This window comes from Brachybacterium sp. UNK5269, from assembly GCF_049266655.1.
Taxonomy (GTDB): Bacteria; Actinomycetota; Actinomycetes; order Actinomycetales; family Dermabacteraceae; genus Brachybacterium.
Map to the genome: position 1 here is coordinate 233,990 of NZ_CP184883.1, position 17,591 is coordinate 251,580.

At 72.7% G+C, this 17,591-nt stretch carries 17 protein-coding genes; 2 read left to right on the plus strand and 15 right to left on the minus strand.

Features of this window, described 5'->3' with window-relative positions; all coding sequences use genetic code 11:
• Window positions 1-65 precede the first annotated feature (65 nt).
• The 4 genes from ACOJUI_RS01075 to ACOJUI_RS01090 form a co-directional block, all read right to left on the minus strand.
• A complete protein-coding gene (locus tag ACOJUI_RS01075; RefSeq protein WP_422116263.1) occupies window positions 66-1,883 on the minus strand; it encodes an ABC transporter ATP-binding protein in 1,818 nt (605 codons plus the stop codon).
• The gene (locus ACOJUI_RS01080) at window positions 1,880-3,706 is read right to left on the minus strand and encodes an ABC transporter ATP-binding protein (RefSeq protein WP_422116264.1); all 1,827 of its coding nucleotides are present in this window, start codon (window positions 3,704-3,706) and stop codon (window positions 1,880-1,882) included. The genes ACOJUI_RS01075 and ACOJUI_RS01080 overlap by 4 nt, the downstream gene beginning before the upstream one ends.
• A 316-nt stretch (window positions 3,707-4,022) precedes the next feature.
• Complete coding sequence (locus ACOJUI_RS01085; protein ID WP_422116265.1) at window positions 4,023-4,376, minus strand: hypothetical protein; 354 nt, start codon at window positions 4,374-4,376, stop codon at window positions 4,023-4,025.
• A 108-nt stretch (window positions 4,377-4,484) separates the two neighbouring features.
• A complete protein-coding gene (locus tag ACOJUI_RS01090; RefSeq protein WP_422116266.1) occupies window positions 4,485-5,915 on the minus strand; it encodes an alpha-amylase family glycosyl hydrolase in 1,431 nt (476 codons plus the stop codon).
• A 76-nt stretch (window positions 5,916-5,991) separates the two neighbouring features.
• Between ACOJUI_RS01090 and ACOJUI_RS01095 the strand changes: the two genes are divergently transcribed.
• Window positions 5,992-6,765: an alpha/beta hydrolase gene (locus ACOJUI_RS01095; RefSeq protein WP_422116267.1), complete on the plus strand. Its 774-nt coding sequence runs from the start codon at window positions 5,992-5,994 to the stop codon at window positions 6,763-6,765.
• A gap of 58 nt (window positions 6,766-6,823) precedes the next feature.
• On the opposite strand, the gene ACOJUI_RS01100 is transcribed toward ACOJUI_RS01095, so the two are convergent.
• Genes ACOJUI_RS01100 through ACOJUI_RS01110 form a run of 3 tightly spaced genes read right to left on the minus strand, consistent with a single transcriptional unit; the run spans window position 6,824 to window position 8,852 of the window.
• Window positions 6,824-7,204, minus strand: coding sequence for a hypothetical protein (locus ACOJUI_RS01100; protein ID WP_422116268.1), 381 nt, complete (start codon window positions 7,202-7,204; stop codon window positions 6,824-6,826).
• Window positions 7,201-8,301, minus strand: coding sequence for a serine hydrolase domain-containing protein (locus tag ACOJUI_RS01105; protein WP_422116269.1), 1,101 nt, complete (start codon window positions 8,299-8,301; stop codon window positions 7,201-7,203). The genes ACOJUI_RS01100 and ACOJUI_RS01105 overlap by 4 nt, the downstream gene beginning before the upstream one ends.
• Before the next feature lie 2 nt (window positions 8,302-8,303).
• Complete coding sequence (locus tag ACOJUI_RS01110; RefSeq protein ID WP_422116270.1) at window positions 8,304-8,852, minus strand: ArsR/SmtB family transcription factor; 549 nt, start codon at window positions 8,850-8,852, stop codon at window positions 8,304-8,306.
• Window positions 8,853-9,043: 191 nt separating this feature from the next.
• Between ACOJUI_RS01110 and ACOJUI_RS01115 the strand changes: the two genes are divergently transcribed.
• Window positions 9,044-9,328 (plus strand): YciI family protein, encoded by a 285-nt coding sequence (locus tag ACOJUI_RS01115; protein ID WP_422116271.1) that lies wholly within the window; start codon window positions 9,044-9,046, stop codon window positions 9,326-9,328.
• Between the two features lie 26 nt (window positions 9,329-9,354).
• On the opposite strand, the gene ACOJUI_RS01120 is transcribed toward ACOJUI_RS01115, so the two are convergent.
• The 8 genes from ACOJUI_RS01120 to ACOJUI_RS01155 form a co-directional block, all read right to left on the minus strand.
• Window positions 9,355-9,807, minus strand: coding sequence for a hypothetical protein (locus ACOJUI_RS01120; protein ID WP_422116272.1), 453 nt, complete (start codon window positions 9,805-9,807; stop codon window positions 9,355-9,357).
• 32 nt (window positions 9,808-9,839) lie between these two features.
• Window positions 9,840-10,754, minus strand: a complete 915-nt coding sequence (locus ACOJUI_RS01125; RefSeq protein ID WP_422116273.1) for a LysR family transcriptional regulator — start codon at window positions 10,752-10,754, stop codon at window positions 9,840-9,842.
• A gap of 122 nt (window positions 10,755-10,876) precedes the next feature.
• Complete coding sequence (locus ACOJUI_RS01130) at window positions 10,877-12,130, minus strand: hypothetical protein (RefSeq protein WP_422116274.1); 1,254 nt, start codon at window positions 12,128-12,130, stop codon at window positions 10,877-10,879.
• A 160-nt stretch (window positions 12,131-12,290) separates the two neighbouring features.
• Window positions 12,291-13,667 carry an LLM class flavin-dependent oxidoreductase gene (locus ACOJUI_RS01135; protein ID WP_422116275.1) on the minus strand — a complete coding sequence of 459 codons (1,377 nt, stop codon included), beginning with the start codon at window positions 13,665-13,667 and terminating at the stop codon, window positions 12,291-12,293.
• Window positions 13,664-14,635, minus strand: coding sequence for an LLM class flavin-dependent oxidoreductase (locus ACOJUI_RS01140; RefSeq protein ID WP_422116276.1), 972 nt, complete (start codon window positions 14,633-14,635; stop codon window positions 13,664-13,666). The genes ACOJUI_RS01135 and ACOJUI_RS01140 overlap by 4 nt, the downstream gene beginning before the upstream one ends.
• Window positions 14,632-15,651: a transporter substrate-binding domain-containing protein gene (locus ACOJUI_RS01145; RefSeq protein ID WP_422116277.1), complete on the minus strand. Its 1,020-nt coding sequence runs from the start codon at window positions 15,649-15,651 to the stop codon at window positions 14,632-14,634. The genes ACOJUI_RS01140 and ACOJUI_RS01145 overlap by 4 nt, the downstream gene beginning before the upstream one ends.
• The gene (locus ACOJUI_RS01150; protein ID WP_422116278.1) at window positions 15,648-16,514 is read right to left on the minus strand and encodes an amino acid ABC transporter ATP-binding protein; all 867 of its coding nucleotides are present in this window, start codon (window positions 16,512-16,514) and stop codon (window positions 15,648-15,650) included. The genes ACOJUI_RS01145 and ACOJUI_RS01150 overlap by 4 nt, the downstream gene beginning before the upstream one ends.
• The gene (locus ACOJUI_RS01155) at window positions 16,511-17,530 is read right to left on the minus strand and encodes an amino acid ABC transporter permease (RefSeq protein ID WP_422116279.1); all 1,020 of its coding nucleotides are present in this window, start codon (window positions 17,528-17,530) and stop codon (window positions 16,511-16,513) included. Before ACOJUI_RS01155 ends, ACOJUI_RS01150 begins: the two co-directional genes overlap by 4 nt.
• Window positions 17,531-17,591 lie beyond the last annotated feature (61 nt).

A 17,591-nucleotide genomic window follows, 5' to 3' on the forward strand; every position in this document is an offset into this window, starting at 1 on the left:
TCGAGACCGATACGAGTGATCGGACAGTAACACCGCCGAGATCCCCCCGCCGACGATTCCGCGGATCACATCGACTCCTGCCAGGCCCGGTAGAGCGCCGCGAAGCGCCCTCCGGCGGCGACCAGCTCGGTGGGGGAGCCGTCCTCGACCACCCGGCCGCCGTGGACCACCAGCACCCGGTCGGCGATCATCACGGTGGTCAGGCGGTGGGCGATGATCAGCGAGGTGCGGTGCCCGAGCAGCTTCGTCAGCCCCTCCTGCACCATCCGCTCGCTGGGGATGTCCAGCGAGCTGGTGGCCTCGTCGAGGATCAGCACCCGCGGATCGGCCAGGAAGGCCCGGGCGAAGGAGATCAGCTGCCGCTGGCCGGCGCTGACCCGCCCGCCGCGCTTGTTCACGTCGGTGTCGTACCCGTAGGGCAGCTTCTCGATGAAGGTGTCGGCGCCGATCGCGCGCGCGGCCGCCTCGATCTCCTCGCGGCTCGCGCCCGGCTTGCCCAGCGCGATGTTGTCCGCGACGGTCCCGGAGAACAGGTACGCCTCCTGGGTGACCATGACGATGTTGCGGGTCAGGTCCTTCATCGAGATGTCCCGGAGGTCCACGCCGTCGAGCTTCACGCTGCCCTCGGTGGCGTCGTAGAAGCGGGCGATGAGCTTGGCGACCGTGGACTTCCCGGCGCCGGTCTGGCCCACCAGGGCGACCGTCTGCCCGGCGGGGATGTGCAGGTCCAGCGGCTGCAGGACCAGCGGGGCGCCCTCGGCGTAGCGGAAGGAGACGTTCTCGAAGTCCACCTGCCCGGTCGAGGAGGGCAGCGGGGTGGGGGCCGCGGCCTCCTTCACATGGGGCTGCACCGCGAGCAGGTTGGCGATCTTCTCGAGCGCGGCCACCGCGGACTGGAAGGCGTTGTAGAAGTTCGCGATCTCGTCGACCGGCTGGAAGAAGCGCCGGGAGTACAGCACCAGCGCCACCAGAACGCCCACCTGCAGGTCACCGCTGAGCACGCGGAACCCGCCCACCACCAGCACCGCGGCGATGGTGACGTTGGCGAGCATCCGCAGCGTCGGCTGGTAGATGCCGAACACGCGGATCGAGCGCATCGAGGCGTCGCGGTAGTCCTGGGCCAGGGTGTCGAACTCGGCCTGGTCGCGGTCCTCCTTGCGGAAGGCCTTGACGGCGCGGATGCCGGCCATGGCCTCGACGAAGTGGACGATCAGCCGGGCCGAATGGGTGCGGATCGCGCGGTACTCGATGCGCGAGCGCTTCTGGAACCACACCGTCAGCAGCACGCAGGGCACCAGCATCAGCAGCATCACCACGCCGGTGACCCAGTCCATGGTCACGATCAGCACGATGGTGAACACCATCGACAGCGAGGCGCCGACCATCACGGTCACCCCGGAGTCGAGCAGCTCGCGCAGCGCCTCCATGTCGGAGGTCTGGCGCGAGACGATCCGGCCGGAGGTGTAGGACTCGTGGAACTCCAGGTCCTGCTTCTGGGTGAAGCGGAAGACCTTCCGCCGCAGCGCCAGCAGCATCCGCTGGCCGACCACGACCGACTGGCGCACGTAGCCGTAGGTCAGCACGCCGCCGACGATCGCGGCCCCGACGGCCAGGGCGGCCGCCTGGAACGCGGGCCCCGAATCGCCCACCATCAGGGCGGGCAGGCCCACGTCGATGCCCCAGGCGATGATCGCGGGACCGGCGACGACGGCGAGCTGGGCGATCACGACCATCACCGCGATCGCGAAGAACTGGCCCTTGACCGGGGAGATCAGCTCGCCGAGCAGGGCGAAGGAGCGCTGCCGGGAGGCCTTGTTCTCCGCGGCGGTGTAGGCCTGGTGCTCGGGATCGTTCTGGTCCTGCTGGGCGGTGACGGTGCTCATCGGCCCTCCTCCTGGATCGCGCGCAGCTCGAGCTCGCCGGTGAGGGTCTCGATGTCCTGGTCCCGCCGCTTCTCCTCGGCCTGGTGGGCGATCACCCAGCGGTACCGGGGCGAGGTCTCCATCAGCTCGGCGTGGGTGCCGACGGTGACCACGCGGCCGTCGTCCAGCAGCGCCACCCGGTCCGCGAGCGCCACGGTCGAGGTGCGGTGGGCGACGATCAGGGTGGTGGTGCCCGCGAGCACCTCCCGCAGCCGCCCGGTGACGGTCTCCTCGGTCTTGGTGTCGAGGGCGGAGAGCGGATCATCCAGCAGCAGCACGGCCGGTCTGGCGGCGATCGCGCGGGCCAGGGCCAGGCGCTGGCGCTGCCCGCCGGACAGACTCATGCCCTCCTCGCCGATGCGGGTGTCCACCCCGTCGGGCAGCTCGTACGCGAAGGCGGCGTCGGCGGTGCGCAGCGCGAGGTGCAGCAGCTCCTCGGACTGCTCGGCCGACAGCGACTGGTCCGCGCCCAGCAGCACGTTCTGGCGCACGGAGTCCGAGAACAGGGTCGCGTCCTCGAAGGCGACGGCGGTGAGGGTGCGCAGACCCACGAGCGACATGTCGCGGATGTCGGTGCCGTCGATGGTGATGCGGCCGGCGGTGACGTCGTAGAGCCGCGGCACCAGCTGCAGCAGGGTGGACTTGCCGCTGCCGGTCACGCCCACCAGGGCCATGGTCTCGCCGGGGCGGATCTCGAGGTCGACCCCGTCCAGCACGTCGGGGACGTGGTCGGGGGCGTCCTCGTAGCGGAAGTGGACGCCCTCCATCCGCACCGCGCCCTTCGCGGCGGTCAGGTCCAGCGGGGCCGCGCCGGGCGGGGAGGTGATCGTGTTGGCCGAGTCCATCACCTCGTAGTGGCGGTCCAGGGCGGTGGTCGCGTTCACGGCCTGGCCCAGCAGCATGCCGAGCTGGCGGACCGGGCCCACCACCAGGGTGGCGGTCGCGAAGTAGGAGGCGAGCTGGCCGGTGCTCATCGACCCCTCCGCGGTCAGGTGCAGGCCCACCAGCAGCGCCACGCCGAGGGCGAGCTCGGGGAGCATGAACATGAACATGTCGAAGCGGGCGATCGCGGTGGCCTTCTGCACCTCGGTCTCGCGCAGCTCCTCGGCCTGCTCGGTGAAGCCCTCCAGGGCGGTGGGACCGCGCCCGAAGGCCTTGAGCACGCGGATGCCCTGCACCGACTGCTCGATGGTGGTGGCGAGGTCGCCGTTCTGGTCCTGCGAGCGGCGCGAGAGCAACGAGTAGCTGCGGTTGAAGCGGTAGGCGATCACCGAGACCGGCACCGCGGCGCAGAAGAAGATCAGCGCCAGCACCGCCGAGGAGCGCCACAGCAGGGCCATGCCCACGACGACGGTGACGAAGCTGGCCACCGCCATGATCATGCCGAAGGCGATCCAGCGACGGATGATGTTGATGTCGGTCAGCATGCGCGAGAGCAGCTGGCCGGAGCCCCATCCGTCGTGGAAGGACACCGGCATGTGCTGGACCTTCTCGTAGAAGCGCACGCGGATCTGCTTCTCGACGGTGGTCGAGGGGGAGACCGCGAAGATGCGGCGCAGCCAGATCAGGGACGCCTCGACCGCGCCGAGCGCCAGCACGATGGCGCCGCCGGTCCAGATGGTGGCGGCCACGGCATCGGTGCCGAGACGGTTGACGATGTGCTCGAGGACCTGCGGGATCATCAGCGCCACGATGGACGCGGTGAGGGCGCTGAGGAGTCCCAGGTAGAGGCGGAAGCGGATCGGGCGGACCGTCTGCCAGAGGCGGCGCATGGTGCCGAACATGGGGGAAGTGAACCTCGGGGATCAGGACGGCCCGGCGATCGGACCGAAGCCTTAGCCTAGTCAAGCATTTCTTCCAGCGGTACTCGATAAGCGCATTCCCTACCGCGCGTGCGGTTCGGCCTGCGCGCTCGGGGCGGCGGGGATCAAGGGCTTCCCAGCGGCGGCGAGCGGTGAGGGGCAGCCCTGCGTGGGGGTGCAGCACCCGGGCGCGGCGGGCGCGGCCTCGGGCGCTGCCGAGTGGGGCACTGGCCGATTCGATTCCCCCGAGTCCGCAGCAGGGCCTCGGTGGATCGGGCCTTCGGGCCGGACCTCCGGCTCAGGCCTCCGGCTCGGCGGGCATCCACTCGCTGTAGGCGGCGTCGGACAGCAGCGCGGCGGCGCCGGCGGCCACCCCGGTCACGGTGAGCACCGCGGGCCAGGCGCCGATCTTCTTCGCCAGCGGGTGGGAGAGTCCGAAGCCGAGCACGTAGGTCGCGCCGAGCGCGGCGGTGGTGGCCGGGCCGCGGCGGGCCAGCCAGGTGCGGCCGGCGTAGAGGCCGGCGGCCGCGAGCACGACCCCGCCGAGGGGACGGATCCCGGTCTCGCGGGCGGTCAGCCAGCCGCCGATCAGCCCGAGGGCGACGACGGGGGCGGTGTTCACGGACTCGGCGGGCTTGATCGTGGTGCTCATGGGCACGAGCCTACGTCGACCGGCGCGGCGCGGGCGGAGGACGGCAGGTCGCCTACGACGCGCTGCGAGAGCAGGTCCGTGCGCCGGGCCGTGCGCGGCGAGCCGCGCTCAGCGCACCACGGCGATGCCGTGCGCCGGGACCATGCCCGGTGCGGCCCCGCCCACGCCGTCGATCATCGCGGCGCCGCTGACGGCGTCGAGGACCTCGCCGGGGGCGGGCCGGTCCTCGTCACCGAGGTTCAGCACCAGCGTGAGCGGGGCCGCGGCGCCGTCGGCAGAACCGCGCGGGGTCAGCACGATCTCCGCGAAGGTGTTCTCGATGCTCTCCTCGCGCACGCTCACGGAGGCCTCCGCCAGCCAGGGCTCGCGGCGGCGCAGGGAGAACAGCCGCCGGTGGACCTCGAGGATCCGCGGGGCGGCGTCGGGCCTGAGCAGGTTGAGGTGGTGCGGGCCGCCGGGGGCGCTGTCCGCGGACTCGGCGGCGGTGACCACGTCGTCCGGGCCGCCGGGGAACCAGGGGCGGATGGCGTCGTCACCGCCGGCGCGGTCCTCCTTGACGCCGGTGGCGCCGAACTCGTCGCCCGCGTACACGGTCGGGATGCCGGGCAGCAGCGCGAGCAGGGCGTAGGCCGCGGCAAGGTCGCGGCCGTCGGCCAACTGGGAGGCGATGCGGGTGGTGTCGTGGTTGCTCACGAACAGCTGCGGATGGGCGCCGCCGGCGGCCGCGAGGAACGCCTCGTGACGGCCCAGGGCGTGGCGGAGCTCGAAGAGGTTGTGCTCGGTGAGGGCGGACCAGATCGCCTTCCACAGCTCGTACTGGGTGATCGAGTCCGCGCCCGAGCCGGCGGCGATGGCGGGGTAGTCGCCGTGGATGACCTCGCCGAGGATCCACGCCTCGGGATGGGCCCGGCGCACCCGCTCCAGGATCGGCGCCCAGGCCTCGGCGCCCGCGGCGTACATCGCATCCAGCCGCCAGCCGTCGGCCCCGCGCTCGAGCCAGCGGGTCATGATCTCGACGATCCGGTCCTGGACCACCGCGTCGGTGAGGTCGACCTCGACGAGGTCGGCGTTGCCCTCGAAGCCGTAGGGGTGCTCCCCGGCCCAGCGGATCCGGGCGCCCTCGGCGCTGCCGGGACCGGCCGCGATGGCGCGGCGCGCCACCGGGTGACGGTCGGAGACGTGGTTGAAGACGCCGTCGAGCACCAGGCGGATCCCGCGCTCGCGGCAGGCGGCGACCAGGGCGTCGAAGTCCGCCTCGTCCCCGAGGCGCGGGTCCAGGCGCCGGTGCTCGAGGGTGTCGTAGCCGTGGGAGACGGAGTCGAAGATCGGGTTCAGCAGCAGCACGTTGGCGCCCAGCGAGACCAGGTGGTCCAGCCAGCCGTGCAGGCGGCGCAGGCGGTGCACGACGTTCTCCCCGTCGGCCCCGCCGTAGCCCTCGCCCTCGAGGTCCTCGCGGTGGCGGGGCGCGCCGCAGAAGCCCAGCGGGTAGACCTGCCAGCAGATCGCGTCGCGGATCCAGGACGGAGCGGTGGAGTTCATGCGGTCATCGTAGGCGGGAGTGTTCAATGGGGGCGCGGCGCACCGCCGCGTCCCCGACCCCCAGGAGTGATCACCGATGATCCGCATGCGCACCGATTTCTTCGCCGAGTCCCTCGGCATGGGCACCTCGATGGTGGTGCTGATGCCGCAGGCCGCGGCCGGGATCGGGATGCAGGGGGTCGACGCCACCGGCAGCGGGCGGGGCGTGCCGGTGCTGTACCTCCTGCACGGGCTGAGCGACGACTGCACCATCTGGGAGCGCCGCACCTCGATCGAGCGCTATGCCACGGAGAAGGGCATCGCGGTGGTGATGCCGGAGGTGCGGCGCTCCTTCTACGCCGACGAGGCGGTGGGGGAGAAGTACTGGACCTTCATCGCCGAGGAGCTCCCGCAGCTGGTCGCGAGCACCTTCCACGTCTCCACCTCGCGGGAGGACACCTTCGTGGCCGGGCTGTCGATGGGCGGCTTCGGGGCGTTCAAGCTCGCCCTGAACCATCCGGAGCGCTTCGCGGCCGCGGCGAGCCTGTCCGGGGTGCTCGACCTGCTGAGCCTGGACCTCTCGGAGCACGAGGGATCGCTGCGCGAGCGGATCTGGGCGGACCGACCGGTCGAGGGCACGGCCGATGACCTGCTGGGCCTGCTGCGTGCCGCCGATCCGGCCGCCCTGCCCGCGCTGTTCCTCGACTGCGGCACCGAGGACTTCCTGTTCGCGCAGAACCGCCGCTTCGTCGAGGTCGCCGAGGAGCAGGGGGTGGACCTCGCCGCGCGCCTGCGCGCCGGGGCGCACACCTGGGACTTCTGGGACCAGGGCATCCAGGACGTGCTGGACTGGCTGCCGCTGCGCGGCTGAGCGCCGCGGCGCCGCCGAGCCGCCGGGCCGCGGCGCCGCTGAGCCGCGCTGTTCGGTCTCAGCCTGCGAGCAGCGCGACCGCCAGCAGCGCGAGGTAGATGATCACCTCGCCGGCCACGGAGAGCGGGTGCGGTGCGGACATCTCCCGGGCCTGGCGCTTCGTGGGCTCCGCGGGCGGACGGCCGACCAGCGCGCGTCGGCAGGCGACGATCGCCCCGCCCGCGGTGGCGGCCGTGAGCAGCCAGGGCGCCCACCACCAGGAGTCCGGGAAGATGCCCAGCAGGCCGATGATCGCGAGCATCGAGGCGGCGCCGAGGGTGCGCAGGAGGATGCGCCGCGGATGCTGGTGGCGCACCCAGAGGGTGAGCAGCGAGACCAGCAGCGCGCCGAGGACGATCGCCACGGCCAGCAGCGGCAGGACCAGCGTCAGCGTGTTCACAGCGCCACCTCCCCGGTGAGGACGCCGACGCCGATCTCGTCGACGTTCCGGGCGGTGTCGGTGAGGATCACGATCCCCCGCCCGGTGTCGGGGGTGAAGCCCGCGAAGGAGGCGTAGCCGCCGGTCATGCCGTTGTGGAAGACCTGCCAGGTGCCGTCGCCGAAGTCCTGGTGGAACCAGTTCATGGCGTTGTGGCTGGTGGCGCTGCCCTCGACCAGGATCTCGCTTGCGGCGGCCGCGCCCGGGGCCGAGCCGTCGAGGGTCCCGGCGAGGTAGGTGGCCAGATCCGCGGCGGTGCTGCGGATCCCGCCGGCCGGGGCGCTGCCGTCCAGGGTCCAGGCGGCCTGCGGGAGCCCGTTCGCGCCGTGCCCGCGGGTGGCGCTGTCGCGAAGACCCTCCGGGGTGATCGGGGCATAGGTGGCGGAGAGCCCGAGCGGCTCCAGGATCCGCGCCGTGAGCAGGGAGGCGTAGTCGGTGCCGGCGGCGCGGGCGAGCAGCTGGCCCTCGAGCGCCGCGCCCAGGTTCGAGTAGGAGTAGGTGCCGCGCTCCAGCAGGGTGCTGCCGAGGGCGTCGGCGATCACCCGCGGGGCGTCGCGTCCTGCGTAGGGATCCTTGCGCAGGAAGGTGGCGAGGACGGAGGAGCCTATCGCGGTCAGCGCGACCCGCGGCAGCCCGGAGGTGTGGGTGGCGAGCTCGGCGAAGCTCACCTCGGCGATCTCGCTGCCGGCGGCCTCCTCGCCGAGCACCTCGGCGACGGTCGTCGCGACGGTGACCTCGCCGCGCTCGACCGCCTCGGCCAGCAGCGCGCCGGTGAACGTCTTGGTCAGCGATCCGATCTCGAACTCGGTGGTCGCGTCGGCTCCGAAGCCTGCGAAGCGGGGCGCGCCGCTGCCGTCGAGGAGGGCGACGGCCACCCGGCGGTGCTGCGTGAGGTGGGGGGCGAGGGCGGTGAGGAGCTGCTCGTCGCCGACCGGGTCGCCGAGCCGGGCGGGACGGGGGTTGGTCAGCGCCGAGAGTCCGAGCAGGCCGACGACGGCGGGGACGCCCGCGGCCAGGACAGTGCGCCGGGAGGGCGAGCCGGGCGGGTGATCGGTCATGATCAGCCTTTCTCGAGGGCGATGAGGATGGTCAGCAGGGGGACCACCCGGGCCGCGGGCAGCGACCAGCTGCCGCGGCGCGGCGAGGTCACCCAGCCGCCGGACTGCAGGGCGGAGAGGTGGTGGTAGGCGACGCCGGTGGAGCCGAGCTCGAGCTTCGTGACCAGCTGCGCGACGGTGCGCTCGCCGTCCAGCAGGCGGCGCAGGATCGCCATCCGCAGCGGATGGCCGAGAGCGGCGACGGTCTCGGCGTGCTGCTCCCAGTCGGTCTCGCGCAGGTGCTCGGTGGGACGGGCCCACTGGTACTCGACGTGGCCGGCGCCGACGTCGACCGCGCCGGTGAACAGCACCCCGCCGGGCGCCGGGAGCTGTTCCCGGAGGGCGGTCAGGGCCCAGAACGGGTCGCCGTCCGCGGCGGGTGCAGCATCGGGCGCGGCCTCGGAGGAGGGGGATCCGGCGGCCGCGCCGGAGGTGGCCTCGAGCTCGGCGACCCGGGCCTCGAGGGCATCGAGGCGGGCCAGGAGCTCGGCCGCGGTGGGCTGCTCGGTCATCGGTGCCTCCTCCCGTGCGCTCCGGGGTCTCGGACTCAGTTTATCCGTAATTCCGGAACTGCGGCAAGGGCGGCGCGACGGCGGGTCCGGGTGAGAAGCCGCGTCGTCCACCGCCGCCGATGGGGCACGATGGGCAGCGATCCAGCGGGCCGACGCGCCGCGTCGGCCCTTCCGCGCATCCAGGGAGAGCCGTGGCCACCTTCGCCGTCCAGTACACCTACTCCGACGACGCCGACCGGGTGGCGGCCTTCCGCCCCGAGCATCGCGAGCACCTCGCCGAGCTCCACCGCATGGGCACGGTGCTGGTCTCGGGACCGCTCGGCGGCGCGCCGGGGGCCCTGCTGATCGTGTCCGCCGACTCGGTCGAGGACGCCCTGATGAAGCTCGACGCCGACCCCTTCCGCCGCGAGGGCCTGATCATCGATCGGGTCGCGCGGGAGTGGACCGTCGTGATCGGCGAGCTGCCCGGCGCCTGAACGGGCGTCGCCGCGCGGAGGCGTGCTCAGCCGGCGGCGGATCCGCCGGCACGGGGCCGGCGTCGGCCGGAGTCGTCCAGCAGGTCCAGCAGCTCGCCCGCGGTCGCGTTCGCGCGCACCGCGGGGCCGACGAGGACCAGCGGCAGCGCCGACGGGCCGCCGTGCTGGGCGAGCAGCTCCTGCGCGGCGGGGTCGCGGAAGACGTTCACCCAGACCACGTCCTCGCGCGGGCCGCGGATCGCGGTCTGCAGCCGGGCCGACAGCGGATTGCCGGGCGCCCAGAGGATGATCGCGGCGTCCGGGCCCTGCCGCTGCCGGGCGGCCTCGAGCGAGGTGTGCGGACCCGAGCGCAGCGGGCTCGTCCAGTAGCCCATGAACACGCTGAACAGCGCGATCGCGACGGCCGCGATGCTCTGCCCCGCGGCGGCCAGCAGCGCGGCGAGGACGAGCCCGCCCAGCAGCACCAGGGCGGGGCGCACCCAGGCCCGGGCCGGGGCGCCGCCGACGGCGCTCAGATCATCACCGCCGTGGTCAGGCGCTGCTTGGTCTCCTCCACCAGCGCATCCCGCAGGGCGCTGACCGCCGGGATCGCCAGCGCGCCCCGCCGGTTCAGCAGCCCGATCATCCGGTTGTCGAGGTCCGGCAGGTCGCGCACCACCACGTCGGCCGACGGCGCGGCCTCGAGCGCGGTCTCCGGCACCAGGGCGACCCCGCCGCCGTGCATGATCAGCTGCTGCACCACGATCGTGTCATCGGTCGAATGGCGCACCTGCGGGGAGAAGCCGGCGCGGCGGGCGCTGCTGATGAGGTTCGTCCGGCAGCGCTCGCAGCCCGCGATCCACGGCTCCGTCGCGAGGTCCGCGAGCATGAGGTCGGGGTCCTCGGCGCGGGGATGGTTCCGCGGCAGCACCGCCATCACCCGGTCCTCCAGCAGCGGACTCCACTCCAGCGTGCCCTCGTCGCCGATGTCGCTGCAGGGGTAGCGGAACACCAGCGCGAGGTCGAGCTCCCCCTCGCGCAGCGCGGTCACCGCATCCGGCGGCTCGAGCTCGAGGAAGGTGATGTCGAGGTCGGGAGCGGTGCGGGCCAGCCGCGCCAGCACCGGCGGCAGGATCACCGCGGCGGCCGACGGGAAGGTCCCGAACTTCACCGAGCCGCGCCGCAGGGCGGTGAGGTCGGCCAGCTCCTCCTCGGCCGCATGCAGCTGGGCCGCGATCGCCTCGGCATGGGCGGCCAGCCGGGCGCCGGCCTCCGTGGGGGTGATACCGGAGGAGGAGCGCAGCAGCAGCCGGGTGCCGACCTCCTTCTCGAGCGCCGCGAGGTGCTGGGAGACCGCGGGCTGGGTCCATCCCAGCTCGCGGGCACCGGCACCGATCGAGCCGTTGCGCACCACGGTGCGGAAGATGAGCAGCCTGCGAGGATCCATGCCTCCATGGTAGGCCGAGGTGGCAAGCGGGGCTTATGGGTTCGGGCACAGCGCGCAGCGGAACCAGCTGCCTGTCCACGCCGCCGCCCATGGCAACGAGGGATCGCGGAGCTGGAGAGCGCTCACGCCTCCTGATCGCTCACGGGCTCGGTGTCCTCCTGGCGAACGGCGTCGCGGAAGGCGCGCACGCCGTTGGACAGCCTGCCCGCCCCGGTGCGGACGCGACCCCGCGCGTCGTCGCCGAGCTGTCGGGCGGCAGCGGCCTTCTCGGCACCCGTTTCGACGACCTTGTCGCGCACCTCACCGGCGGATGTCCGCCAGCGCTTCGCAGCGGTCGAGTCATGGCCGTCCTCGATGCCCAGCACGGTCTGGAACTCGAGGACCTTCCCGACGACGAGATTGCCGGATTCGACCGCCGACCGGGCTGAGCGGGGGCTGAGCAGCACCTTCGTGTTGGCGCGTCGGATCACGGTGTTCATGCGCTCGAGCAGCAGCTCCGTGGCGCGGTGGATCGTCGCCAGGCGGTTCTCGCGTGCGGTGCGGAGACCCAGTCGGTGCTGGTCGAGCTCCTCCGAGGAGCTGTCGAGCACGCGGTCGAGCTCGAGCACCGCGAGCGCATCCTGCAGCTGGACGCAGCGGGCGATGATGGCGAGCCATTCGCGCACCTTGGGCTCCGCGGCCTTGGCGACAGCAGCGGTCTCGCTGAGCGAGGAGGATTCCACCTTCTCCGCCAGGGCGTCGATCTGCCGCAGCGCGTAAGCCTGTGTCCGGGCGATGGTCAGCGCCGTGGACTGCACCTTCGACCACGTCACCTCCGAGACCCGGCCGACGTCGGCGCGAATGGTCATGGCCTCCTCGATGACGAGGTCCACACCGATCATGTCCGCCACGACGGCATCCCTCTGGGCGCGGAGGACGTCATCGACCTTCTGATCGATGATCGCGAGGTACTCGCCGATCTCCTCGATCGCCTCCTGCATCGCCATCTGGGACATGACGGCTGCGACCCCCGCCAGCACCGCAGGATTCGCCAGCGCCACGGGCGATGCGACGAACTGCAGGTTCTTGGCGAACTGCCCGTTCGATGCGCGCAAGGTCGCGTGAAGATTTCCGGTGGCAAGGTTCTTCACCATCGGCAGCATCTTGGCAGCAGCGAAGGACTCGTCCGTCAGCTTCAGCCAGCGGCCCGAGTTCGCGGCTACGGTCGAGCCCGCGTGCAGCATCCCGGCCGCAGCCTTGTACTGCGGACCCAGGCGATCGAGCTTCAGCTCGACGGACTCCAGTCCGTACGACATCAGGAAGGCGTCGACGTCCTCGGGCGTCCCCAGAACGGCGAGGCCATCGCCGTCGCTCATCACTTCGATCTCGTGGGTCATCCAGGGCTCCAAGAGCTCAGGGGCCGCTGAATGCTGCCGCGTCCCGAAGAGTGTCTCGCGCACGGCCGACGGATGGACACGAATCCACGATCTCCAGGACCAGTCGTGATCGGGTCGTGACGATGTCCGGTCCTCGACTCGTACCCGCAGCGACAGTTCCTCACAGCGGCGGCAGCCCCAGGTTCTCGCGCAGGGTCTCGCCGGCGTAGTCGGCGGGGTACACCCCGCGCTCCTGCAGCCGCGGGATCAGGTGGTCGACGATGTCGTCCAGACCCGAGGGGATCAGCCAGGGCGTGATGTTCAGGCCGTCGATCGCTCCCAGGCGGGCGAACTCCACGAGCCGGTCCGCGACCGCGTCGTAGCTGCCGGTGAACGCGCCGCGCCGGGAGCCGGACTTCTCGCGGGCGAACTCGAGGATCGACTGGCCCTTCTCGGCGGCCTCCTCGCGCCAGGCGCGGGTGAGCTCCTCGGCCTTGGCGAACTGGAAGCCGGCCCCGCGGGTCACCCCGGACTCGGTCACCTCCGGCGGCACGTCCGGCAGCGGCCCGTCGGGGTCGAAGGCGGAGAGGTCCCGGCCCCAGTACTGCTCGAGCAGGGCGATGGCCTGCTGGGGGCCGATCTGCAGGTCGCGGACCCAGCGGACCTTCTCGTCGGCCTCCTGCTCGGTCGCAGCGAGCACCACCTCCGCGCCGGGCAGGATCTTCACGCTGCCGGGATCGCGACCGGCCGCGACGGTGCGCTCGACGATGCTGCGCCGGAACTCGGCGGCCGCCTGGAGCGTGCCGTGCGGGGAGAAGGTGACGTCGGCGGTGCGGGCGGCGAAGTCCTGTCCCGCCGGGGAGGCCCCGGCCTGGAACAGCACCGGCCGGCCCTGCGCCGAGCGGGGCAGCTGCCCGCGGGCCCGCACCGAGTAGTGGGCGCCGTCGTGCGCGATCTCCTCGCCGCGCCAGAACTGCTCCGCGACCTGCACGAACGCCTCGGCGTGGGTGTACCGGTCGGCGTGGTCGAGGTAGCCGCCGCGGCGGAAGTTCTCCCCGGTCCAGGCGTTGTCGGTGGTGACGATGTTCCAGCCGGCCCGGCCGCCGGAGAGCAGGTCGAGGGTCTGCAGGCGCCGGGCCAGGTCCACCGGGTCGTTGTAGGTGGTGTTCTGGGTGGCGACCAGACCGATCTTCCCGGTCGTGGCGGCGAGGGCGGCGAGCAGGGTCTGGGCGTCGGGGCGCCCGGCGACGTCCAGCTCGAAGGGCACTCCGCGGTGCTCCCGTAGGCGCAGCCCCTCCCCGAGGAAGAAGGCCGCGAATTTTCCGCGCTCGGCGGTGCGGACCAGGGAGTCGAAGGACTCCCACGCCACCTGGTCGCCGCTCTGGGGCAGCCGCCAGATCGTGGAGGAGTTCACGCCCTGGAAGAACGCGCCGAAGGAGAGCTGACCGGTCGGGGTGTGGGCGGGATGGAGCGGATGCTCGGCGGGGCCGGTGGCCAGCGCCGCCGCCTCGGCGGACAGCGGCTCGGTGGAGCGGACGGAGGACGGGGCGGCGGTCATGCGGGGTCCTTGCTCGAGAGACGGGCGCGGTCGGAGCGGCGCGCCGGGTCGGCGCGGAACGGGGCGCGGGGCAGGCCGAGCTGCGCGCGCAGGCTCTGCCCGGCCCGGGGGGCGGGGGCGATCAGCGCGTGCTCGCGCAGTGCGGCGGCGAGCGCGGAGACGATGCCCAGCGGATCGGCCGCGAGGTCCAGGCCCACCAGGCGCACCAGGCGCACGACGGGTCCGGAGTCCTCGGCCAGCACCGCTCCGACCGCCTCGATCGCCGACTCGGAGCCGGCAGCGGCGGAGAGGTCGAGCACGCGGCCGTCGGCCAGCTCGGAGGCGACGCGCTCGCCGACCGCCTCCCGGTCGGCATCGGCCACCAGCACCGGGAGCAGCCCCTGCGGGGAGCGCGGGGTGATGGCGGGGCCGCGCAGTGAGAAGGTCGCGCCCTCGAAGTCGGCGTACTGCAGCCGCGAGGCGTCCACGTACACGCCTCGCTCGAGGTCCCGCACCACGGCGTCCTCGGCCCAGGAGTCCCACACCAGGCGGGAGGCCTCCAGCACGTCGGCCGCCTCGCGAGCGGTCGCCGCCGCGTCCAGGGCGGGGCGGCCGACGCTCGCGGGGACCGCCGGATCCGTCTCGGCGCGCAGCAGCCAGCCGGCGCGGCCGTGACTCACGTGATCCAGGCTCATCAGCTGCGTGGCCAGATGGAACGGTTCGACGTGGACGGCGTCGGTGCGGGGCAGCAGGGCGATGTCACGGGTCAGCGGCGCCAGGTGGGCGGCCACATGGATCGGGTGCAGGCCGCCGTCGCTGAGGGTGAGGGCGCCGATGCCGGCGTCCTCCAGGCCGCGGGCCAGGCCCGCCAGTCCGCTCAGCAGGGCCGGCTCGGTCACCAGGTCGACGGCCAGCAGGGGCCGGGCCCGGCCGGGGACCGCGGCGGTGTCCGGCCGGGGGGAGGGGCGGTGGTTGATGGTGGTGCTCACGGGTTCTCCTGGGTGTGGGCGCGGGACTGCGTCAGTGCTTCCTCGGTCAGCTGCCAGCGCTCGAGCACCTGCGCGTAGGTGCCGTCGGCGATCACGGCGTTCAGGGCGGCGGCGTAGGGCTCGGCCAGTCCGCTGCCGGCGGGGAAGGTGGCCGCCACCAGTGTCTCGTCGGGCCAGCCGGCGTTGACCGTGCCCTGCACCTCGACGTCCTCGCGCCGGGCGGCCACGAAGGACAGCGAGGCGAAGGGCGAGAAGTAGCCGTCGATGCGGCCGGAGCCGAGGGCGAGCAGGGTGTCGGCGTCGGTCGAGTAGTTCTTGAGCTCGGCGGGCGCCGTGCCCGCGGCCTCCAGCTCGGCGTTCCAGTCGGTGAGGATCCGCTCCTGGTTGGTGGCGTTGCCGACGGCGATGATGCGGCCGCTGATGGATTCGGCGTCCTCGAGCCAGAAGTCCGCGTCCTTCCGGGTCAGGAAGGACATGAACGCGGCCCGGTAGGAGGCGAAGTCGAACTTCTGCAGCCGCTCGGCGTTGATGCCGACGTTGGCGTGGACCACGTCGAACTCCCCGGCCTCGAGCTTGAGCGGCCAGTTCTCCCAGGTGGTCAGCTTCAGCTCGAACTCCAGGCCCAGCTTGTCGGCCACGATCCGGGCGATGTCGATCTCGGAGCCGATGTAGGTCTGGTTGTCGTCGGCCAGGAACGACAGCGGCGCCGCGCCGCTGCCGTTGATGCCCACCCGCAGCACCCCGGACTCGGCGAGCTCGGCGGGGAGCGTGGCGGCGAGGCCCTCGTCGGGGCTCGAGCGGATCAGCTCCTGAGTGCCGGAGGTGTCGACCGCGCCGGGGGAGGCGCCGCCGGCGTCGGAGGCACCGCCGCCGTCGGAGGCGGCGCTGCCGGCGACGGCCTCGGGCACCGGGTCCGAGCAGGCCGCGAGCGCGCCGAGCGGCAGCAGCAGCCCGGCGGCGGTCAGGGTGCGGCGGGAGAGCGGGGAGCCGCCGGGGCGGCGAACGGTGCTGGTCATGAGTGGTCCTCGGGGAGATGGGAGGGGAAGGGGTCGGTTGGCGCCGGCGCGGCCGACGGGCTCGGCGCTTCGCTGCCGGTGCGCACCCGCTGCAGGAACGCGCGGGTGCGGTCGTGGGTGGGATGGTCGATGACCTGCGCGGGCGGACCCTGTTCGATGATCCGGCCGTTGTCCATGAACACCACGATGTCGGCGACGTCGCGGGCGAAGGACATCTCGTGGGTGACGATGACCAGGGTGGTGCCGGCGCGGGCGAGCGAGCGGATCACGGCCAGCACCTCCTCGACCAGCTCGGGGTCCAGGGCGCTGGTGGGCTCGTCGAACAGCAGCACCTTCGGGCGCAGGGCGAGGGCCCGGGCGATCGCCACCCGCTGCTGCTGCCCGCCGGAGAGCTGGCGGGGATGGACGTCGGCCTTCTCCGAGAGCCCCACCAGCGCGAGCAGCTCCCGGGCCTGGGCCTCGGCCTCGCGCCGCGGCGTCCCGAGGGCCCGACGGGGTGCCTCGGTGACGTTCTGCAGGGCCGTCATGTGGGCGAAGAGGTTGAAGGACTGGAACACCATGCCGATCGCGGTGCGCTGGCGCAGCACCGCCCGTTCGGACAGCTCGTGCAGCAGGTCGCCTTCACGGCGGTAGCCGATCACCTCGCCGTCCACGCTGATCAGGCCGCGGTCCACGGTCTCCAGGTGGTTGATGGTGCGCAGCAGGGTGGACTTGCCGGAGCCGGAGGGGCCCAGGATCGCGGTGACCGAGCCCGGGGCGAGGGTGAGGTCGATGCCGCGCAGCACCTCGAGGTCGCCGAAGGACTTGTGGACGTCGCGGATCTCGATGAGCCCGCCGGGGGCGGTGTCGGTCAGGGCGGTCATGCCGTGGCTCCTGTCGGGGTGGGGCGCAGCCGGGCCAGGCGCGAGCGCAGGCTCTGCAGCGGGGTGGGCGGCAGGGTGCGCACGGCGCCCTTGGCGTAGTGGCGCTCGATGTAGAACTGCCCGATCGAGAGGGCGGAGGTGATCACGACGTACCAGAGGGTCGCGACCAGCAGCATCGGCAGCACCTGCTGGGTGCGGCCGTAGACCAGCTGGACGGTGAAGAACAGCTCGGCGTGGGCCAGGACGTAGACGATCGAGGTGCCCTTGACCAGGCCGATGATCTCGTTGAAGGCGGTGGGCAGGATCGCGCGCATCGCCTGCGGCAGCACGATCCGCAGGGAGCGGTCGCGGGCGGGGATGCCCAGCGCGCTCGCCGCCTCCAGCTGGCCCTGGTCCACCGAGAGGATGCCGCCGCGGATCAGCTCGGCCGCGTAGGCCGCCTGGTGCAGGCCGAGCCCGAGGATCGCGGCGAGCATCGGGGTCATCAGGTCGCTGGTGCGGGCGTCGACGAGCGTGACGTCGGTCAGCGGCACCCCCAGGGTGATGCGCTCGTAGAGGTAGCCGAGGTTGTACCAGAGCAGCAGCTGCACCAGCAGCGGCGTGGAACGGAAGATCCAGGAGAACGTCCAGGCCACCCCCGAGATCAGCCCGGACGGTGAGAGCCGCATGAGGGCCAGGACGAGGCCCAGTCCGAAGCCGACGGCGCCGGCCAGGACGGTGAGCCGGAGCGTCTCGGCGAGCCCGCGGAGGATCGACTCGGCGAAGAACCACTGGGCGACCACCCCCCACTCCCAGCGCGGATTGGTCACGAAGGAGTAGGCGACGGCGGCGACCAGCAGGCCGACCAGCACGGCGAGCACCACGCGGCCGGGATGCCGGGCCGGCACCACCCGCAGCCGGGAGAGGTCCTCGGGCCGGCACATCTCCGCGCGCTCCTCGCTCGCCGGGGGGCGCGCGGCGGCGGGCGCCGACGGAGCGTGGCGTGGCGTCTCGGAGGAGACGACGGAGTGGCTCATGAGTGTGCCTTCCATGACGGTGCGTGAACCAGGGTGCGGTCCGTGCTTGCGAGAGCAGACG